Genomic DNA, 19,660 nt, shown 5'->3' with positions numbered 1-19,660 from the left:
GAGGCTACCGGCAGGGCACTCCACGCGCCGTTGGCGGGACCCTTTCCGGGGAACGCCGACGGCCCGGCCCCTCGTCGAGGAGGGACCGGGCCGTCGGACGTCATGCCATGCGGTTCGATCAGCCGTCCGCGGGCTCCGCGGCGGCCGTCGCCTTGCGGGTGCGGCGCACCCTCGGCTTGGCCTCGGCCGCTTCGGCCGTGTCGACCGCGGTCTCGGCCTCGGTGGCGGCCGGGGCGGTGGCGGCGGTCTTGCGGGTGCGGCGCGGCTTGGTGGCTTCCGCTTCCTGGGTGGCCTGGGCCGGGATGTCGGCCGTGGTGGCCGTCGTCTCGGGCTGGGCGGTCTTGCGGGTGGTGCGGCGGCGCGGCTTGGCCTCGGTCGCCTCGGCCGTGTCGACAGCGGCCTCGGCAGGGGCCGCCTCGGCCGGAGCGGTGGCTGCCGTCTTGCGGGCGCGACGCGGCTTGACCGCGGCCGCGGCGGCCGCGGCAGCCTCCGCGATCGGCTCCGAAGCCGTGGTCGCGGTCTTGCGGGTGCGGCGCGGCTTGGCCTCCGTGGCCTCGGCCGTGTCGACCGCGACCTCGGCCGGAGCCGCCGCCTTACGGGTGCGACGCGGCTTGGCCTCGGGCTCGACGGTCGCCGGAGCCTCGACGGTCGCCGTGGCCGTAGCAGCCGTCTTGCGCGTGCGGCGGGGCTTGGCCTCGGCGGCCTCGACCGTGTCCGTGGCGGCTTCGGCCGGGGCCGTCGCCTTGCGGGTGCGGCGCACCCTCGGCTTGGCCTCGGCCGCTTCGGCCGTGTCGACCGCGGTCTCGGCCTCGGTGGCGGCCGGGGCGGTGGCGGCGGTCTTGCGGGTGCGGCGCGGCTTGGTGGCTTCCGCTTCCTGGGTGGCCTGGGCCGGGATGTCGGCCGTGGTGGCCGTCGTCTCGGGCTGGGCGGTCTTGCGGGTGGTGCGGCGGCGCGGCTTGGCCTCGGTCGCCTCGGCCGTGTCGACAGCGGCCTCGGCAGGGGCCGCCTCGGCCGGAGCGGTGGCTGCCGTCTTGCGGGCGCGGCGCGGCCTGACCACCGTCTCGGCGGCCGCGGTGGCCTCCGGGGACTCGACGGTTTCGGCGGTCTCGACCAGGGCTTCGGCCGGAGCCGTCGCCTTGCGGGTGCGGCGGCGCGGCTTCGTCTCGGTCGCCTCCGCCGTGTCGACGGCGGCCTCGGCGGCCGGCGCCTCCGTCACCGTGGCCGGTGCGGTCGCCTCGGTCCGGACGGTCTGCACGGGCACGGTCTCCGCAGCCTTGCGGGTGCGGCGGCGGCGCGGCTTCGCCAGGGCCTCCGGAGCGGTCTCCGGGGTGTCCAGGGCGATGCCCTCCGCGGTCGCCACGGCCGCTTCCGCGGTCTCGGCGACGGGCTCGACCGTCACGGCGGCGACCGGCACGGCCGTCGCGACGGTGGCCTCCTGCGCGGGCACGTTACGGGTCCGGCGGCGACGGCGCGGAGTACGCGGGCCGGCGGCCTCCTCCGTCACGGACGTCGGCTCGGCCACGGGCGCCTGCTCCGGGGCCGTGATCCCGGCGGGCGCCGAGGTCGCGTCCATCGGGGTGCCGTTGCGCGTACGGCGACGGCGACGCGGCGTACGGGCCGCCGGCTCACGCTCGTCGGGCTGCTCGCCGGAACGGGACTCGCCCCGGCCACCACGGTCACCGCGACCGCCCCGGTCACGGCCGCCCCGGTCGCCGCGATCACCGCGATCATTGCGACCGCGCCCACCGCGACCACCCGGCTCGCCCAGGTCCTCGAGCTCTTCGGCGTCGAGCCCGGCGCGGGTGCGCTCCGAGCGCGGCAGGACACCCTTGGTGCCCACGGGAATGGCGAGTTCCTCGAAGAAGTGCGGAGAGGTGGAGTAGGTCTCCGGCGGGTTGCTGAAGTCGAGCTCCAGCGCCTTGTTGATGAGCTGCCAGCGCGGGATGTCGTCCCAGTCGACGAGCGTGATCGCGATGCCCTTGGCGCCCGCGCGGCCGGTACGGCCGATGCGGTGCAGGTACGTCTTCTCGTCCTCGGGGGACTGGTAGTTGATGACGTGCGTGACGCCTTCGACGTCGATGCCGCGGGCGGCGACGTCGGTGCAGACGAGGACGTCGACCTTCCCGTTGCGGAAGGCGCGCAGCGCCTGCTCGCGGGCGCCCTGGCCGAGGTCGCCGTGGACCGCGCCGGAGGCGAAGCCGCGCTGCTGCAGCTGGTCGGCCAGGTCGGCCGCCGTGCGCTTGGTACGGCAGAACACCATGACCAGGCCGCGGCCGTCGGCCTGCAGGATGCGGGCGACCATCTCGGGCTTGTCCATGTTGTGCGCGCGGTACACGTGCTGCTTGGTGTTCGCGACGGTCCGGCCCGCGTCGTCCGGCGAGGTCGCGTTGATGTGCGTGGGCTGCGACATGTAGCGGCGCGCGAGGCCGATGACCGCGCCCGGCATGGTCGCCGAGAACAGCATGGTCTGACGCTTCGCCGGAAGCATGTTGATGATCTTCTCGACGTCGGGCAGGAAGCCGAGGTCGAGCATCTCGTCGGCCTCGTCCAGCACGAGCGACCTGATGTGCTTGAGGTCGAGCTTCTTCTGGCCCGCGAGGTCCAACAGGCGGCCCGGGGTGCCGACGACGACGTCGACGCCCTTCTTCAGGGCCTCGACCTGGGGCTCGTAGGCGCGGCCGCCGTAGATGGCGAGCACGCGCACGTTGCGTACCTTGCCCGCGGTCAGCAGGTCGTTGGTGACCTGCGTGCAGAGCTCACGCGTGGGGACGACGATGAGCGCCTGCGGGGCGTCGGTGAGGTCCTCGGGCCGGGCGCGGCCGGCCTCGACGTCGGCGGGGACCGTCACGCGCTCGAGGAGCGGGAGGCCGAAGCCGAGCGTCTTGCCGGTGCCGGTCTTGGCCTGGCCGATGACGTCCGTGCCCGTGAGGGCCACGGGCAGCGTCATCTCCTGGATGGGGAAGGGACTGATGATGCCGACGGCCTCAAGGGCCTCGGCGGTCTCGGAAAGGATGCCGAGCTCTCGGAACGTAGTCAGGGTGCTGCCTCTTCTGTGTGCGCGGTGCGAGGCGAGCGCGGGGGTCGTGTCAGGACCGTGCCGGGGGACGTCGGCTGCCTCACGGGCCAGCCGTCAAGACACGGGACCTCTGCCGACGCTCTAGCGCTCGTACCGCTGAGGGGTTCCCTCCGGGTTCCGTACGCACAGTGCCGTACGGGCGAGGAGGGCTGTCGGGTCGGAGCCGATCGGGCCACCGACCGGGCATCCTCATACGTGCGGCCCGTCGAATATTCGGCAGGCGCATTACCACCATACCCCGGAATCGTGCACACGTGATGGCCGATTCGGTCACGTTGTGGTTGTCACAGTGCCGGAGGTGGTCCCCTACGTCCTCGGCGTCACACTGATTGACCAGGGCCTTACACCGCGCGACGGGCGAGCTATTGTGCGCTTCATGACGACCTCTGACAAGCCCGAGAACACCGCCACCGGCATCGCCGCCCAGGACTGGGCAACCGCCTCCGCCGACCCGCAGTACCGGGCGGCGGTCGTGGATCTGCTGGGTGCGTTGGCGTACGGCGAGCTGGCGGCGTTCGAGCGGCTCGCGGAGGACGCCAAGCTGGCGCCCACGCTGGAGGACAAGGCGGAGCTGGCGAAGATGGCGTCGGCGGAGTTCCACCACTTCGAGCGGCTGCGCGACCGGCTCACGGAGATCGGTGAGGAGCCCACGATGGCGATGGAACCGTTCGTCGCCGCGCTTGACGGCTTCCATAAGCAGACGGCCCCTTCGGACTGGCTGGAGGGTCTTGTCAAGGCGTACGTCGGCGACTCGATCGCGAGCGACTTCTACCGCGAGGTCGCGGTGCGCCTGGACACCGACAGCCGGGCCCTGGTGCTGGCCGTGCTCGACGACACCGGCCACGCCGGCTTCGCCGTCGACCGGGTGCGCGCCGCGATCGACGCGGAGCCGAGGGTGGGCGGGCGGCTCGCGCTGTGGGCGCGGCGGTTGATGGGCGAGGCCCTGTCACAGTCCCAGCGGGTGGTCGCGGACCGCGACGCGCTCTCGACGATGCTCGTGGGCGGCGTCGCGGACGGCTTCGACCTCGCCGAGGTCGGCCGGATGTTCTCGCGTATCACCGAGGCGCACACCAAGCGGATGGCGGCACTGGGGCTCGCGGCCTAGGCCTGTCCGGCGGATCAGGCCGGAGGAAAGCAGCGGTGCCTCACCGGCACACGTGAGCGGGGCGCGGTGCGGTCGACTGCAAGGCGCAGGAGAGCGTCGACGCGATGGGGCTCCGCCGTGGGGGAGCCGGCAACCGACGGCAACGCCGCAGGTGGCCGGGGAGTGCCCCGTGTCTCCGGCGTGATCCGCCCGAGAGGCCCCAGCCCCTCGGGGGAGGCGGCGGCCGGACCTACGCCGGGACCGATCGTCGCCTGAGCCGGCCGGCCGGGCGCAGCAGCAGGGAGACCGAGGCGGCGGAGACGATCGCCGCGCCGAGCAGACTCGCCAGGACGGTGCCGGGACCCAGCGCGCTGTGGGTGACGAAGTCACCGAACAGGGCTCCGGCGACGCCCGTCGCGAAGACGAGGGTGCGGACCGGCAGGCGGTGGGAGAAGCGGTGGACCGCCGCCCACGCGAGCACGAGACCGAGCACAGCGGAGCCGAGCGCTTCCAAGATCATGTGGTTCCCTCCCGGACGGTGGGGCTGCGCACCAAGGTCGTAGCCGGTCATACCCGTGACCTGCGGAATGCAATCCTCCTCTGTGGTCGGCTTGTGCTCCACCTGTGAAGAAAACGCCGACAGCGAAAACCGGCCCGGATTTCGGCGGCACGAACGGCGGCCGGAACCAGGCAGCACGGACAGCGGCCCAGAGAGCGACGGCGCGGGCAGCGGGCCAGAGAGCGACGCCCACGGGCACCGGCCGAGGGCCGGCGGCGTGGACGCGAGAGGGGCCCGGCGACCAGATGGTCGCCGGGCCCCTCTCGCTTTGCTTCGCCTACAGTGCGCCGAAGCCCACCTTGCGCGGGGCGGGCTCGCCCAGCTCGACGTAGGCCAGACGGTCGGCCGGAACCAGGACCTTGCGGCCGTGCTGGTCCACGAGGCTGAGCAGCTGCGACTTCCCGGCCAGGGCCTCGGCCACCACGCGCTCGACCTCCTCGGGAGTCTGACCGCTCTCCAGAACGATCTCGCGAGGCGCGTGCAGCACGCCGATCTTGACCTCCACGGCTATGTCCCTCCGACGGTCACGAGGTGCGCGGGCGTCCGCGCCGTACGCTGCACACATTAGCCCGGTGAGGGGACGTACACGGCGCGGCCGTCCACGCCAGGAGCGAACAGCGGGCGGGAACAAACGGCCGAGGGCCCTCGCGGTCAGTGCTGATCGATGCCGTGCAGGGGGAAACCGGCGATGCCACGCCAGGCCAGCGAGGCCAGCAACTGCACCGCCTGGTCGCGCGGAACGCTGCGGTCGCTGTGGAGCCAGGACCGCGCCACGACCTGGGCGAGGCCGCCCAGACCCGAGGCGAGCAGCATGGACTCCGCGCGCGAGAGACCGGTGTCCTCCGCGATGACCTCGCAGATCGCCTCGGCGCACTCGTTGGTGACCTTGTCGACGCGCTCGCGCACGGCGGGTTCGTTCGTCAGGTCCGACTCGAACACCAGACGGAAGGCGCCGCCGTCGTCCTCGACGTACGCGAAGTACGCGTCCATCGTGGCGCGGACGCGCTGCTTGTTGTCGGTCGTCGAGGCGAGCGCGCCGCGCACGGCCTGGATGAGCGCCTCGCAGTGCTGGTCCAGGAGGGCCAGGTACAGGTCGAGCTTGCCGGGAAAGTGCTGGTAGAGCACCGGCTTGCTGACACCGGCCCGCTCCGCGATGTCGTCCATGGCGGCCGAGTGGTAGCCCTGCGCCACGAAGACTTCCTGGGCGGCGCCCAGCAGCTGGTTCCGTCGGGCACGGCGCGGCAGGCGCGTGCCTCGCGGGCGCGCCGCCTCTGTCTGCTCGATGGCTGTCACGCCGCCTCCCAAAGTGGTCCTCTTGCGGTGAGCGCCGCGCCGCCATCGTACTTTTCGGTAACCGTGGTGTGCGCGGTGCGAACGCAGAATTTCACGGACTGGACGACGACAAAAGCGGTAGAAACAGTTTTGGATCGGGATGTTACGGGCATACTCCGCCCCGCTCCAGCTCGGGCCGGTCAGCGATAGTCGTCCTCGTCGAGCGAGACGACGCGGGCCTGTTCGACGAGATCGGCCTCGTTGCCACGGGCGGGATCCACGTCCTCCAGGGGGTCGTCGCGCTTCGGGATGACGTCCGTGTACTGCTCGGCGGCGTCGTTCTCCGGCGCCTCGACGTCGATCTCCCCGAAGTCGTCGTCCTCTTCGAACGTCTCCGGGTCGGTGGGGTCAACGGCCATGGTGGGCTCCCTTCCTACGAACGTCCCTGCGAGTTGCAGGGGCCACAAGCGGGTGCCCTCGGTACGAGCCTAGGAGACACCCGTTTCGGACGCTATGCGATCGCTGGGGGGAGTGCCCCCGATTCGCGTCGTTATGGCGTCGGGGCGGTGCCGATGCGGCGTCGACGCGGTACCCGTCCCGTGCGCGCGCAACTCGCGCGTGTGATGGCGAACACACAAAGTCGTGCGTGATCGTCTCGTAACATTGCCGCATGTCTTCGACCGAGCTGCCCTCCGTGCCGCCCACCAGCGTGCTGCCGAAGGCGATCGCCGTCCGGGTCGCCGAGGGCGAGCGGCTCCGGTCGGTCGGGCTGCCGGGCGTCACGCTCACCATCCGCTCCAGGCCCCCCGCGCGCGAGGGGCTCCCGCCCGCGCTGTACGTGCACGGCCTGGGCGGTTCCTCGCAGAACTGGTCCGCGCTGATGGCCCTGCTGGACGGAGTGGTGGCGAGCGAGGCCGTGGATCTGCCCGGCTTCGGCGACTCCCCGCCACCGGACGACGGCAACTACTCCATCACGGCACACGCGCGTGCCGTCATCCGCTACCTCGACGCCGTCGACCGCGGGCCCGTGCACCTCTTCGGCAACTCCCTGGGCGGCGCCGTGTCCACGCGCGTCGCCGCGGTCCGGCCCGACCTCGTACGGACGCTGACGCTGGTGTCACCCGCGCTGCCCGAGCTGCGGGTGCAGCGGACCGCGGTGCCCACGGGCCTGGTCGGGCTGCCCGGTGTCGCCGCGCTGTTCACCCGGTTCACCCGGGAGTGGACGGCCGAGCAGCGCGTCCGCGGGGTCACGGCGCTCTGTTACGGCGATCCGGGGAGGGTCAGCCCGGACGCGTTCCGCCACGCGGTGGACGAACTGGAGCGGCGCCTTCAGCTGCCGTACTTCTGGGACGCGCTGACCCGCTCCACGCGCGGGCTGCTCAGCGCGTACACGCTGGGCGGTCAGCACGGGCTCTGGCGCCAGGCCGAGCGCGTCCTCGCCCCGACCCTCCTCGTCTACGGCGGTCGCGACCAGCTCGTCGGTTTCCGCATGGCGCAGCGGGCCGCCCGCGCCTTCCGCGACTCCCGCCTGCTCACGCTGCCCGACGCCGGACACGTGGCGATGATGGAGTATCCCGACACGGTGGCGACGGCCTTCCGGGAACTTCTCGAGGACACCGCACCCGCGACCGAGATCGCGGGGGGCTGAGGCCGACGTGGGACGCCACAGCAGGCGGGGGCCCGCGCCCAAGAGCGCCGCCAAAGGCGCCGCCAAGGGTGCGTCGCGAGGAGCTGACCCGGAGCCGCCTGGCCAGGATGACCCGCGCGCCGCTCGGGTCCAGGCGCCGCCCCCGGTGCACGACGGCACCCCCTCGCACGGAGTGCCCCGCTTCCTCCTTCCCGACGGGACTCCGGCCCATGGGTTCCCGCAGGTGCGGGGCGGTCACCCCGAGCAGCTCGAAGACGGGGGCGGCTGGGGTGACTTGAGGGGACGATCGGCGGGTACCGGGCAGCCCGTGATACCGCGTCAGAGAACCATGCCGCAGGACGGCCCGCGCCAGGGCCCCCGCCCGGGGTCCCGTCAGGGCCCTCGTCAGGACTACCTCGACGCTTTCGGTGAGGACGACGAGGACGTCTTCACGCGCGCGAGGGCGCCGTTTGCGCGCACGCGCGAGCGGGATCCCCACTCCGCCGTCACGGACCGGGACGCCGCCTCGCGTGCGACCGCCCCGGCCGACGTCGACGGCGGCGACGACGCACCGCCCACGGGCGGGTCCGTGGCCGCCCGGGGTGTCAAGGGGCGGGCGTTCACCGGCATCGCGGCCGCCGCCGTCACCACGGTGCTGGCCGTCGTGGTGGCCGGACAGGTCGCCGCCGGAGGGGACGACGACTCCGTCCGGTCGCAGTCCGCTGCAGGCCGGACCCGTGACGCCGTCACCGACGCCGCGCGCGGGGACGACCGGCCGACCCCGTCCGCGTCGCCCGGAGCGTCCGCCGGTGCGGTCGCTCCGACGTACGCGCAGCGGATGAGCACGAAGTACCCGCTCAGCGCCAAGCTCAAGGGGTCGGGGAAGTTCGACGCGATCGCCGGCGTCGACAAGGCGCCCGGCAAGGGGCGGAAGTACACCTACCGCGTGGACGTGGAACAGGGTCTGGGGCTCGACGGCGAACTCTTCGCGCAGGCCGTGCAGAAGACGCTCAACGACGCCCGCAGCTGGGCCCACGACGGCGCCCGCACCTTCGAGCGGATCCACTCGGGCAAGGCCGACTTCGTCATCACGCTCGCCAGCCCTGGAACCACCGCCGTGTGGTGCGCCAAGTCCGGTCTGGACACCACGGAGGACAACGTCTCCTGCGACTCGGCGGCCACCGAGCGCGTGATGATCAACGCCTACCGCTGGGCGCAGGGGTCGGAGACCTTCGGCGACAAGATGTACGCCTACCGGCAGATGCTGATCAACCACGAGGTCGGACACCGCCTCGGCTACAGCCATGTCACGTGCGACAAGGACGGCGAGCTGGCGCCGGTCATGCAGCAGCAGACGAAGTTCCTCGACCACGACGGGATTCACTGCCTGCCCAACGCCTGGCCGTTTCCCAGCAGTTGATCCGCGGGCCGGCCGGACGACGCCGTGGGCCGTCGAACGTCTCCGGCCCCTGCGCCCGGACCACCCCGCCGGACGGCGGCAGCTCCTGCTCGCGCGGTACCCGCGTGACGGGCGCGGCGTAACGTTTCGCGGTCGGGTGATCTCTTAGCGCGACCGAACGCGACCCGCACGGGAAAGTTACGACCGTTCACCCCTTTTGGTGGTGCGACGGACAACCGTCCATCGCGCCACCACCTTGTCCGCATACGTTCGTCCCGCTGCGAGCCGCCGGGTCAACGGCGGCTCCCCCAACGGGAGATCGGGAGTGTGCGTGCGCATCGGACTGCTGACGGAGGGCGGCTATCCGTATCTGAGCGGTGACGCCGCGCTCTGGTGCGACCGGCTCGTGCGCGGGCTCGGGCAGCACGAGTTCGACGTCTACGCGCTCAGTCGTGCCGAACAGCAGGAGGAGGCGGGCTGGGTCGATCTTCCGCCGCAGGTCAGCCGGGTCCATACGGCGCCGCTGTGGAAGGCCGAGGACGACGGAGTCACCTACGGCCGGCGCGCGCGCAGGCGCTTCGCGGAGTCCTACGGCGAGTTGGCCGCCGCGCTGTGCGAAGGGGACTCCTCGGACTCGGCCGGTTCCCCGGGGGCCGCTGCGACCGCTCAGGCGGACCGTTTCGCCAATGCGCTGTACGGCCTCGCCGAACTCGCCCGGGACGAGGGCGGACTGGTGGGAGCGCTCCGCTCGGAGGGCGCCGTGCGCGCCCTGGAACGTGCCTGTCGCGCGCCGGGCGCGCTGCGTACGGCGCGCGAGGCGCGCGTACCCGATCTGCTCGCCGTCGCCGCACACCTCGAACGCGCCCTGCGCCCCCTCTCGCTCCACTGGTACGAGGACGAGGGGGTCGACGGAGGAGAGGGCCTCGGCGCCGTCGACCTGTGCCATGCCACGTCCGGCGGTGCCGCGGCGCTGCCCGGGCTGCTCGCACGGCACTTCTTCGAGGTGCCGCTGCTGGTGACCGAGTACGGGGTACGGCTGCGGACGCACTATCTGAGCTCGGGGACCGCTCCCGCGCCGGCGGCCGCCGGGAGCGCGCCGTCCGGTGGAGCCGCTTCCGCCGCCCCCGCCGTACGGGCCCTGGTCGCCGCCTTCCACAATCGGCTCGCCGCCGAGGTGTACCGGCAGGCGGCGTGCGTCACCCCCGGGAACACGCACGCACGCCGCTGGCAGGAGCGGTGCGGTGCCGACCGCGCCAAGCTGCGTACCGTCTACCCGGGCATGGAGGCGTCCCGCTTCGCCGAGGTGGGCGACTCCTGCGACACCGCCGATCCGCACACCCTGGTATGGGTGGGCCGGGTGGAACCGGCGAAGGACCTCGTGTCCCTGCTGCACGCCTTCGCGGAGCTCCGCAAGGAGGAACCCCGCACCCGCCTGCGGATCGTCGGCGCTGCTGCCGGGGCCGAGGGACAGGCCTACCTCGGGCACTGCAAGGTGCTGGCCGCGCAGCTCTTCCCCGACGAGGCGGACGGACCGCACGCCGTCGGCGACAACCCCGTGTCCTTCGAGGAGATCGGCGGCCCTGAGGCGCCCACTCTCGCCGAGGCGTACGCGGCCGGTGCGGTGGTCGTCCTGTCCAGCGTCGTCGAGGGGTTCCCGGTCGGCCTGGTCGAGGCGATGTTCTGCGGCCGGGCGACCGTGTCCACCGACGTCGGCGCGGTGGTCGAGGTCATCGGCGGCACGGGACTGGTCGTTCCGCCGCGCAATCCTCGGGCGCTCGCGGAGGCGTGCGTGGCGCTGCTTCGCGACCCCGAGAGGCGTGCGCGCCTGGGCGCGGCCGCCCGCGCCCGCGCCCTCGAACTCTTCACGGTCGAGCAGAACGTCACGGCATTTCACGGCATTTACCTGGAGCTCGTCTCGCAGGCCCCGGTGCGTCGGTTCGTCTTCGACGACGACGGCGAACCCCGTCCCTTCGCCGTCCCGGCCGAGGCGTGTCTGGCGGGCCACTGGACCGGCCCGGACGCCCGTGTCACCGCCCGGCGCGGCCCGGGCTGGGCGGCGGGACCACCGGTTCGGGGCACCTCGCCCATCGCCGCGACGGAGGGGGCACGATGAGCGGGCTCGACGAACTGGACCGGCCGGGAGCAGCGGGATCACCGGGATCATCGGGATCAGTGTCGCCGGGCGCGCCAGGGTCACCGGGGTCACTGGGCGCGCCGGGGTCACCGGGGTCACCAGGAACTCTGGGAGCGCCGGGGTCACCGGCGATGGCGGAAGCGCTGGGATCCGTGGGGGTGCCGGGGTTACCGAGAACACCGAGAACACCGGGATCACCGGGCGGACCCGGGGCCGCCGAGGCACCGGGCGGGAGTTCTGCGGCGCCCGCCGATGCCGTCGCCGACGGGCGTGGGCCGGCCGCTCCGCGCCGCGGCGCCGCGGATCCGGTGAAGGCCCTCATGCACCGTCACCGCGAGCTGTGCGATCGGGCCGTCGACCCGCTGGAGATCGCGGCGGGCCTGGAGGCCCACGGGGTCACCGACCGCACCGCCGCACGCTTCCGGCACCGGGACGTGTTCTCCCTCGCGGAGGAGATGTACGCCCGCGTGCCCCGCGACGGCGACGCGCCCGCGCTCACCGCGGCCGCCACGGCCACCACGATCCCGAGGCCCCGGCTGGACCGGGCGCTGCTCACCCTCCTGCCGGGCGTCCTGTGCGCCGCGACCGTGACCGGCGTGCGCCTCACCCAGGGGCGCACATGTCTGCTCGTATCCGCCGGGGGCATCCTCGCCGTGGCCCTCGCGCTGCGGGCGGTGCTGCGCCGGGGTCCGTTGAGCCCGCGCAGCGGAGCCCACGTCGGCCCGCACCGGACGGGCGCCTGGACCTGCTGGCTCCTCGGTTACGCGGCCCTCGGCGACAGCCTCCTGCGTGTCGCCGTCGCCGGAGGCCCCGACGGCCTGCCCGACGGGACGGCGGACGGTCCCTGGCCCTTCGCCGCCGCCCCGCTGCTGACCCTCGCCCTGGCCTGCGCGCCCGCCGCTTGGAGCGCCCACCTTCTCGCCGTACGTGCCCGGCGCCGACTGGAAACCAGCCGTGGCCTGGAGGAGTTCGCCGCCTCCGTGCAACCGCTGCTGCTCGGCACCTGCGCCCTGTTCCTGTGCGCGCTGACCGCCCTGGCTCCCCTGTGCGCCGCCGCCCTGGGCGAGCCGGTCGACTACGGACACACCCTCACGCTGGGCGCGCTTCTCTTCCTCGCCCGCCTTCTCGTCGTGCACGGCTTCACCCACGCCCCGGCGGTCGTCCTCGCAGCCGTCGGCACGGCGGAGGTGCTCGCCCCGGCCTCCGTCTTCGCGGGCCGGCTGCCCGGCTGCGGCTTCCTGGCCACCCCCGTGGAGACCCTGGTGGCCGCCTGGGGTCCGTCCGGTGTCCCGTCCCTCGTCTGCGGAGCCGCCGCCCTGATCCTCCTGTTCCACGCGACCCGCATGCTGTCCAGGGCCTCGGCCCACGCGCGAACGGACCAGCCGTGCTGACGCGAGCCCGCCTTCGCCCGCCCCTCCCGCAGCCGCCGGGAACCGGCTCAACGGGCAGAAGCTTGAGCCCGGTCCAGGGCCTGAGCCCGGTTGGGAGCCTCAGCCCGGTCCAGAGCCTCAGCCAGGGCCGGAGCATGAGCCCGGTTCAGAGTCTCAGCCGGGTCCAGAGTCTCAGTCCGGTTCAGGGCCTCAGCCCAGGCCAGGACCTCAGCCCGGTTCAGAGCATGAGCCCGGGCCGGAGTGCGGGCCCGGGCCGGAGTGCGGGCCCGAGCCTGTGTCTGAGCCCAAGTCCGGGTCCAAGTCCGGGTCCGGATCCAAGTCCGGGTCCGGGTCCGGGCCCAAGTCCGAGTCCCGGCCCGGGTCCAAGTCCGTTTCCCGGCCCGGGCCCAAGTCCCGACCCCGGCCCGGGCCCAAGTCCCGACCCCGGCCCGGGCCCAAGTCCGAGTCCCGGCCCGGGTCCGGACGCGGGCCCCGGTCCCGGCGAGGACTGGTCGGTTCCGCAGCGCGGCTGTTCGGTTCCCGGCCGACGCCGGCGGACCACGCCCGCCCGGAACCTGTCGTCGGTGCCTCGGTCACCGCGCGCGGCACACCCGCCGCCGCCCCCTGACCGCACCCCGCACGCGTTCCTCCACCCAGCCGCAGCCCATCGCCACACCCTTGAAGGAGAGACCAGATGACCACCTCCCGATCCGGAGCGACCGGAGCCGCCGGGGCACCCGCGGTCGCAGGAGCCCCCGCGGTCGCAGGAGCAACCGGAGGACACGGGGCGACCCAAGCCCACGCGGCCCCGGCGGCAGCCACGGCGCACACCACGGGAGCCGCACGATGAGGGTTCTGCTGATCGGAGCCAACGGCTACCTCGGCCGTTTCGTCGCCGACCGTCTGCTCGCCGACCCGGCCGTCCAGCTCACCGCGCTCGGCCGCGGCGACGACGCCGATGTCCGCTTCGACCTCGCGTCCGGCAGCCCCGGCGCACTCACCCGCTTCCTCGACGCGGTCCACCCCCAGGTCGTCGTCAACTGCGCGGGCACCACCCGGGGCGGCGCCCGCGAACTCACCCGGCACAACACCGTCGCCGTCGCCACCGTCTGCGAGGCTCTGCGCCGCAGCGGCTGCGGCGCACGGCTGGTGCAGATCGGCTGCGGCGCCGAGTACGGCCCGAGCCAGCCCGGTTCCTCGACGGCCGAGGACGCCGTGCCCCGCCCCGGTGGCCCGTACGGGGTCAGCAAACTCGCCGCCACCGAACTCGTCCTCGGCTCCGGTCTGGACGCCGTCGTGCTCCGGATCTTCTCGCCCGCCGGTCCCGGCACGCCCGCCGGCTCCCCGCTGGGCCGGCTCGCCGAGGCCATGCGCCGCGCCATGCAGTCCGGCGACGGCGAGCTCAAGCTCGGCGGCCTCGGTGTGCAGCGCGACTTCATCGACGTCCGGGACGTCGCCCGCGCCGTGCACGCGGCCTCGCTCTCCGCCGCGCAGGGCGTCATCAACATCGGCTCGGGACGCGCCGTCCGCCTGCGTGACGCCGCATCGGTCCTCGCGCGGGTGGCCGGGTACGGCGGCGCCCTGCACGAACTCGACGCCCCGCCCGGCGCCCACCTCAGGCCCGCCATCGGCCACCCCCGCTCCGAACAGGACCACGCGGGTCCCGTCGCGTACCCGTATCCGGACGGCTGCGGCAGCTGGCAGCAGGCCGATGTGCGCACCGCCCGCGACCGGCTCGGCTGGCGGCCCCGCATCAACCTCGAGGAGTCCCTCGCCGACATCTGGATGGAGGCGGCATGTCGTATCTGACCGGAACCCCGGCAGGCACGGCGAGAGCCGGCACCACCGACGTCCGCACCGGCTTCGGCGCGCCCGGTCTCGCGCACCCCCTTCTCGCACCGACCGAGTGGAACGAACTCGCCCGCTCCGGCAGACCCCTGCACTGGGTCGTCCTCGACGTCGCCGACGGCCCCGGCGTCCGCCCCGACCCGCGCTGCCTGGAAGCCGCGGGCCGGCTGCGCAACGTCGGCGTCCGCGTGCTCGGGCACCTGGACCTCCGCTACGGCGCCCGCACCTTCGCCGAGGTGATCGCCGACGCGCAGCGCCACCTCGACTGGTACCAGGTCGACGGCTTCTTCCTGGACCGGTGCCCGGCCGGGCGCACGGCCCTCCCCGAGCTGCGCCGGACGGCCGGCGCCCTGCGCACCCTGCGTGACTCGCCCCACATCGTCCTCGGCCACGGCACGCACCCGTACCCCGGCTACGCCGAGTACGCCGACCAGCTGGTCACCTTCTCCGGTGCCTGGAGCGACTACCGCTGGTCGCAGGTCGCCGAGTGGACCGCGGAGCACCCGCCCGACCGCTTCTGCCACTTCGTGCACGGCGTACCGCGCGGCCACCTCGAGGAGGCGCTGCGCATCGCCCGCTGGCAGGGCGCCGCGACGATCTGGTTCACCGACGCCACCGACCGCGGCGGCCTCGTCGACCCCTGGGAGACCATGCCCGGCCACTGGGACGAAATCGTCTCGCGCATCGGAACGGGTGTCTCGGAATGAAGAAGGCCATGGCAGTGTTACAGGGAGAACAATTGTAGTGATCGACCGACCAACGGAGTCCCCGTGTCGCTGCCACCCCTGGTCGAGCCAGCCTCTGAGCTCACCGTAGACGAGGTTCGCAGGTACTCCCGCCACCTGATCATTCCCGATGTGGGGATGGACGGGCAGAAGCGGCTGAAGAACGCCAAGGTGCTCTGTGTGGGCGCCGGCGGCCTGGGCTCGCCGGCGCTGATGTACCTGGCCGCGGCGGGGGTGGGCACGCTCGGCATCGTGGAGTTCGACGAGGTCGACGAGTCGAACCTGCAGCGGCAGATCATCCACAGCCAGGCCGACATCGGCCGCTCCAAGGCCGCGTCCGCCCGTGACTCCGTCCTCGGCATCAACCCGTACGTGAATGTGGTCCTCCACGAAGAGCGGCTCGAGGCCGAGAACGTGATGGACATCTTCAGCCAGTACGACCTGATCGTCGACGGCACGGACAACTTCGCGACCCGCTACCTGGTCAACGACGCGTGCGTGCTGCTGAACAAGCCGTACGTGTGGGGCTCGATCTACCGCTTCGACGGCCAGGCGTCCGTCTTCTGGTCCGAGCACGGCCCCTGCTACCGCTGCCTCTACCCGGAGCCCCCGCCGCCGGGCATGGTCCCCTCCTGCGCCGAGGGCGGCGTCCTGGGCGTGCTGTGCGCGTCCATCGGCTCCATCCAGGTCAACGAGGCGATCAAGCTCCTCGCGGGCATCGGTGAGCCGCTGGTCGGCCGCCTGATGATCTACGACGCCCTGGAGATGCAGTACCGCCAGGTCAAGGTCCGTAAGGACCCCGACTGCGCGATCTGCGGCGAGAACCCGACCGTCACCGAGCTCATCGACTACGAGGCCTTCTGCGGCGTCGTCTCCGAGGAGGCCCAGGCGGCGGCGGCCGGCTCGACGATCACTCCCAAGCAGCTCAAGGAGTGGATCGACGACGGCGAGAACATCGAGATCATCGACGTCCGCGAGCAGAACGAGTACGAGATCGTCTCCATCCCGGGCGCCAGGCTGATCCCGAAGAACGAGTTCCTCCTGGGCACCGCCCTGGAGAGCCTGCCCCAGGACAAGAAGATCGTCCTGCACTGCAAGACGGGTGTCCGCAGTGCGGAAGTCCTCGCGGTGCTGAAGTCCGCGGGCTTCGCGGACGCCGTGCACGTCGGCGGCGGTGTGATCGGCTGGGTCAACCAGATCGAACCGAGCAAGCCGATCTACTGATCCGGCTGTTCCCTTCGCGCACCGGGGTACCCGGTCCGATCGGCGGGGGCTTCGCGTACCACGAGTGCGCGAAGCCCCCGCCGTCGTCATGAGCAGACCTTGCCGTCCTTCGGCACCGTCCCCTTCAACAGATAGGCGTCCACCGCCGAGTCGACGCAGTCGCTCCCGCTGCCGTACGCACCGTGCCCCTCGCCCTTCCAGGTGAGCAGCACACCGACGTCCTTGCCGAGTTCGTCCGCCATCTTCCGCGCGCCCTCGTACGGCGTCGCCGGGTCGCCGGTGTTGCCGACCAGCAGGACCGGCGCCGCACCCGCCGCGCTCACCTCCGGGGTGTCGTACTGCCCGGCCACCGGCCAGTCGTGGCACCAGCCGGCCGTGTCCCAGCCCAGGAAGTCCCCGAACACGGGCGAGATCCTCTCGAACTCCGGCAGCAGCTTCTTCGTCTCCTCGGCGGTCGGCCGCTGCTTGTCGTCCAGGCACGATATGACCCGTTGCGAGTGGGTCGTCGTGCCGTAGTGCCCCGAGGTGCCCCGCTCGTTGTAGCCGTCGGCGAGCGTCAGCAGTTCGGAGCCGTCCCCCTCCTCCGCCGACTTCAGGGCGCTGGTCAGGCTCGGCCAGCCCTGCTCGCTGTACAGCGGCAGGACGATGCCGGTGACCGCGAGCGTCTGTGTCAGCTTCCGCCCGTCCGACGTGGGCAGCGGGTCGCTGTCGATCCGGTCCAGCAGGTTCGCGATCTTCTCGCTGCCCTTCGCCGGGTCCTGGCCCGTCGACTTGAGGTAGTCGTCGAGTGCCCGCTGGAAGCCGCGTGCCTGGTTCTGCGCGTGGCCCATCGCGTCGGCGCTCGGGTCGACGACCGCGTCGAGGATCAGCCGTCCCACGTGCTTCGGGAACAGGTGGGCGTACACACCGCCCAGTTCGGTGCCGTAGGAGATGCCGAAGTAGTGCATCTGCGCGTCGCCGAGGACCTGGCGCATCAGGTCCATGTCGCGGGCGGTGTCGGTCGTCGACACATGGGCCATCAGCTTGCCCGCGGCCTTCTCACAGCCGTTGCCGAAGTCGACGGCGTCCTTGAAGTACGCCTGTTCCTCGGCCGGGGTGTCCGGGGTGGAGTCGAGGGACTCGGCGGCCTGTATGTCCTTGTCGTCGCGGCAGCGGACGCCTTCGCTGGCGCCCACTCCGCGCGGGTCCCAGCTCACCAGGTCGTAGCGCTCACGGAGCGAGGAGAAGGTGGAACCGTAGGAGGGGAGTGTCGACACTCCCGAGCCGCCGGGCCCGCCGAAGTTGAACAGCAGCGAGCCGGTCCGGTCGCTGCCGTCGGCACGGGACTTGGTGCGGACCAGGGCGAGGCCGATCGTGTTGCCGTCCGGCTTCGACCAGTCCAGTGGTGCCTTCAGCGTCGCGCACTGCCACTCGCTGCCGGGCGCGGCGGAGTCCGCGGTGGCCCTGCAGCGTCCCCAGTCGAGCTTCTGCCCGGTCAGCGAGGCGGGCAGCGCGGCCGTCGTACCGGTCGCCGCGGAGGAGGCGGCCGAGGGCCGCGCGTCGGCCGTACCGCCCTTGTCGTCCCCGCCCCCGTCCGACGCGCCGCCGCTGCAGCCCGCGACCAGCAGCGCGGCGGCGGCTCCCAGCGCCGTCCACCGTACGAATCGCGCCATGCGCACATCCCCCCTCGCAGGCCGTCCGCGCTCGGCGGCGCACGGCAGTCAGGCCATATTAGGCGGCGCACGGCCCACCCGTCGGGGCCTGTGGATAACCTATTGACCTGCGAGTTTGTCAGGAATTCGCGTCGGCGTCAGGAGCAGACGGTTCCCGCGGCCGGCACCTTGCCGTTCAGCAGATATCCGTTCACCGCCGTCTGTACGCACTTGTTCTTGCTGCCGTAAGCGCCATGCCCCTGCCCCTTGTACGTCAGCTCGACCCCGACCCCGGGGCCCAGCGCGTCCACCATCTTCCGGGCCCCCTCGTACGGGGTCGCCGGGTCGCCGGTGTTGCCGACCACGAGGATCGGCGCCGACCCGGGCGCACTCACGTCGGGATGGTCGGCGGCGCCGGGCACGGGCCAGTCGGTGCAACCGACCATGCCCCAGGCCAGGAAGTCTCCGAACACGCTGGAGGCGGCCCGGAACTCCGGCAGTCTCCGCTGTACCTGGGCGGTGGAGTAGCGCGGCTTGTCGTCGGCGCAGTTGATGGAGATGTTGGCGGCCGTGATGTTGCTGTACTCACCGTTCTCGTTGCGGCCGTTCAGCAGGTCGGACAGCAGCATGAGGATCTTGCCGTCCCCGGCGTAGGCCTGTTCCAGGCCCTCGGTGAGGTACTCCCAGAAGTCCTTCGAGTACAGCGCCTGCGCGATGCCGTTGGTCGCGGCGCTCTGGGTCAGCTCGCGCGGGAAGATGCCCGGGATCGGCCTGCCGTCGAGGTTCTTCAGGAGCTGTGTGATCCGGTCCTCGACGTCCTGCGCGGTCTCCCCGACGGGGCACTCCTCCGTCCTGGGCGCGCAGTCCTCGGCGAAGTTGTCGAGCGCGAGCTGGAAGCCCCTGGCCTGTCCGAGCGAGCCCTGCTCGGACGTCTGCGTCGGGTCGACGACCGCGTCGAAGACGGCGCGTCCCACGTGCTTCGGGAACAGGTGGGCGTACACACCGCCCAGTTCGGTGCCGTAGGAGATGCCGAAGTAGTACAGCCTGTCGTCGCCGAGGACCTTGCGCATCAGGTCCATGTCGCGGGCGGCGTCCGTGGTCCGCACGTTCGGCAGCGTCTTCCCGGAGTTCTTCTCGCAGGCCGCGTTGAAGGCCTTGGTGCTGTCCAGCAGCGCGGTGCGCTCGGCGGTGTCGTCGGGCGTGCTGTCCTGCTGGAAGTACGCGTCGAGCTGCTGGTCGTTCTCGCACCGCACACCGGCGCTGCGGCCGACCCCGCGCGGATCGAAGCTGACCAGGTCATAGCGGGTGCGCAAGGCCGCGTACTCCTCACCGAAGGCGGGGAGGGTCCTGACGCCCGAGCCGCCGGGACCGCCGAAGTTGAAGATCAGCGAACCGATCCGGCCGCTCTCGTCGCCGCTCGCAGCGGCCCGGATCAGCGCGATGCCGATCGTGTCGCCCCTGGGATCGTCCCAGTCGAGGGGCGCCTTCATCGTGGCGCACTGCCACTGGTCGCCGTCGGGCAGCGGAGACGGGGCGCTTCCGCCGCCCTCCGCCCGGGACGGGGCCGGGCAGTCCTTCCAGCTCAGCTTCTGTGCCGTCAGATCCTCGGCCTGTGTGTCGTCGCCGCAGCCCGCCACCATGGAGGACAGCAGCAGGGCGGTGGCGGTCACGGCGGCGGCGCGCAGACCAGAGGGGTTAGGCATGGTCCCAT

General features: G+C 72.5%; 15 protein-coding genes. 8 read left to right on the top strand and 7 right to left on the bottom strand.

Annotated features, from left to right (window positions below; all coding sequences use genetic code 11):
• Positions 1-118: 118 nt before the first annotated feature.
• Positions 119-2,947: a DEAD/DEAH box helicase gene (locus ACIPFH_RS09180; RefSeq protein ID WP_401824541.1), complete on the bottom strand. Its 2,829-nt coding sequence runs from the start codon at positions 2,945-2,947 to the stop codon at positions 119-121.
• Between the two features lie 496 nt (positions 2,948-3,443).
• Between ACIPFH_RS09180 and ACIPFH_RS09175 the strand changes: the two genes are divergently transcribed.
• Positions 3,444-4,181, top strand: coding sequence for a ferritin-like fold-containing protein (locus tag ACIPFH_RS09175; protein ID WP_401825117.1), 738 nt, complete (start codon positions 3,444-3,446; stop codon positions 4,179-4,181).
• A gap of 229 nt (positions 4,182-4,410) precedes the next feature.
• On the opposite strand, the gene ACIPFH_RS09170 is transcribed toward ACIPFH_RS09175, so the two are convergent.
• From ACIPFH_RS09170 to ACIPFH_RS09155, 4 genes are all read right to left on the bottom strand, one after another.
• The gene (locus ACIPFH_RS09170) at positions 4,411-4,680 is read right to left on the bottom strand and encodes a hypothetical protein (protein ID WP_356248839.1); all 270 of its coding nucleotides are present in this window, start codon (positions 4,678-4,680) and stop codon (positions 4,411-4,413) included.
• 316 nt (positions 4,681-4,996) lie between these two features.
• A complete protein-coding gene (locus ACIPFH_RS09165; RefSeq protein WP_020130831.1) occupies positions 4,997-5,224 on the bottom strand; it encodes a DUF3107 domain-containing protein in 228 nt (75 codons plus the stop codon).
• A gap of 146 nt (positions 5,225-5,370) precedes the next feature.
• Entirely contained in the window at positions 5,371-6,012 is a 642-nt protein-coding gene (locus ACIPFH_RS09160) for a TetR/AcrR family transcriptional regulator (RefSeq protein ID WP_356262352.1), read from the bottom strand.
• Between the two features lie 179 nt (positions 6,013-6,191).
• Entirely contained in the window at positions 6,192-6,410 is a 219-nt protein-coding gene (locus tag ACIPFH_RS09155) for a hypothetical protein (RefSeq protein WP_401824538.1), read from the bottom strand.
• A 251-nt stretch (positions 6,411-6,661) separates the two neighbouring features.
• On the opposite strand from ACIPFH_RS09155, the gene ACIPFH_RS09150 reads away from it, so the two are divergent.
• The 7 genes from ACIPFH_RS09150 to moeZ all read left to right on the top strand — a co-directional run bounded on the left by ACIPFH_RS09150 (position 6,662) and on the right by moeZ (position 16,318).
• Positions 6,662-7,639: an alpha/beta fold hydrolase gene (locus ACIPFH_RS09150; RefSeq protein WP_401824536.1), complete on the top strand. Its 978-nt coding sequence runs from the start codon at positions 6,662-6,664 to the stop codon at positions 7,637-7,639.
• Positions 7,640-7,967: 328 nt separating this feature from the next.
• Complete coding sequence (locus ACIPFH_RS09145) at positions 7,968-9,038, top strand: DUF3152 domain-containing protein (RefSeq protein WP_401824534.1); 1,071 nt, start codon at positions 7,968-7,970, stop codon at positions 9,036-9,038.
• A 310-nt stretch (positions 9,039-9,348) separates the two neighbouring features.
• Positions 9,349-11,130, top strand: coding sequence for a DUF3492 domain-containing protein (locus ACIPFH_RS09140; RefSeq protein ID WP_401824533.1), 1,782 nt, complete (start codon positions 9,349-9,351; stop codon positions 11,128-11,130).
• A 341-nt stretch (positions 11,131-11,471) separates the two neighbouring features.
• Positions 11,472-12,542 carry a hypothetical protein gene (locus tag ACIPFH_RS09135; RefSeq protein WP_401824531.1) on the top strand — a complete coding sequence of 357 codons (1,071 nt, stop codon included), beginning with the start codon at positions 11,472-11,474 and terminating at the stop codon, positions 12,540-12,542.
• Positions 12,543-13,367: 825 nt separating this feature from the next.
• Positions 13,368-14,330 carry an NAD-dependent epimerase/dehydratase family protein gene (locus ACIPFH_RS09130; protein WP_401824530.1) on the top strand — a complete coding sequence of 321 codons (963 nt, stop codon included), beginning with the start codon at positions 13,368-13,370 and terminating at the stop codon, positions 14,328-14,330.
• The gene (locus ACIPFH_RS09125; protein ID WP_401824529.1) at positions 14,318-15,076 is read left to right on the top strand and encodes a spherulation-specific family 4 protein; all 759 of its coding nucleotides are present in this window, start codon (positions 14,318-14,320) and stop codon (positions 15,074-15,076) included. The genes ACIPFH_RS09130 and ACIPFH_RS09125 overlap by 13 nt, the downstream gene beginning before the upstream one ends.
• 63 nt (positions 15,077-15,139) lie before the next feature.
• The gene (moeZ, locus tag ACIPFH_RS09120; RefSeq protein ID WP_356262376.1) at positions 15,140-16,318 is read left to right on the top strand and encodes an adenylyltransferase/sulfurtransferase MoeZ; all 1,179 of its coding nucleotides are present in this window, start codon (positions 15,140-15,142) and stop codon (positions 16,316-16,318) included.
• A gap of 86 nt (positions 16,319-16,404) precedes the next feature.
• Here the strand turns inward: moeZ and ACIPFH_RS09115 are convergent, their stop codons facing one another.
• Positions 16,405-17,970 carry an alpha/beta fold hydrolase gene (locus tag ACIPFH_RS09115; protein WP_401824527.1) on the bottom strand — a complete coding sequence of 522 codons (1,566 nt, stop codon included), beginning with the start codon at positions 17,968-17,970 and terminating at the stop codon, positions 16,405-16,407.
• Between the two features lie 137 nt (positions 17,971-18,107).
• On the bottom strand, positions 18,108-19,652 hold the full coding sequence (locus tag ACIPFH_RS09110; protein ID WP_401824525.1) for an alpha/beta hydrolase: 1,545 nt from the start codon (positions 19,650-19,652) through the stop codon (positions 18,108-18,110).
• Positions 19,653-19,660 lie beyond the last annotated feature (8 nt).

The organism is Streptomyces sp. NPDC088157 (genome assembly GCF_044741545.1).
Lineage (GTDB): Bacteria > Actinomycetota > Actinomycetes > Streptomycetales > Streptomycetaceae > Streptomyces.
Note: the sequence above shows the minus strand (reverse complement) of the source record. Positions and strands in the feature narration are given on the sequence as shown.

Bases quoted from the DNA above. Each gene is read 5' to 3' on its own strand.
- ACIPFH_RS09180 (WP_401824541.1), bottom strand. From the start codon at position 2,947: ATGACGCTGCCCGTGGCCCTCACGGGCACGGACGTCATCGGCCAGGCC.
- ACIPFH_RS09170 (WP_356248839.1), bottom strand. From the start codon at position 4,680: ATGATCTTGGAAGCGCTCGGCTCCGCTGTGCTCGGTCTCGTGCTCGCG.
- ACIPFH_RS09155 (WP_401824538.1), bottom strand. From the start codon at position 6,410: ATGGCCGTTGACCCCACCGACCCGGAGACGTTCGAAGAGGACGACGAC.
- ACIPFH_RS09150 (WP_401824536.1), top strand. From the start codon at position 6,662: ATGTCTTCGACCGAGCTGCCCTCCGTGCCGCCCACCAGCGTGCTGCCG.
- ACIPFH_RS09145 (WP_401824534.1), top strand. From the start codon at position 7,968: ATGCCGCAGGACGGCCCGCGCCAGGGCCCCCGCCCGGGGTCCCGTCAG.
- ACIPFH_RS09135 (WP_401824531.1), top strand. From the start codon at position 11,472: ATGCACCGTCACCGCGAGCTGTGCGATCGGGCCGTCGACCCGCTGGAG.
- ACIPFH_RS09130 (WP_401824530.1), top strand. From the start codon at position 13,368: ATGAGGGTTCTGCTGATCGGAGCCAACGGCTACCTCGGCCGTTTCGTC.
- ACIPFH_RS09125 (WP_401824529.1), top strand. From the start codon at position 14,318: ATGTCGTATCTGACCGGAACCCCGGCAGGCACGGCGAGAGCCGGCACC.
- ACIPFH_RS09115 (WP_401824527.1), bottom strand. From the start codon at position 17,970: ATGGCGCGATTCGTACGGTGGACGGCGCTGGGAGCCGCCGCCGCGCTG.
- ACIPFH_RS09110 (WP_401824525.1), bottom strand. From the start codon at position 19,652: ATGCCTAACCCCTCTGGTCTGCGCGCCGCCGCCGTGACCGCCACCGCC.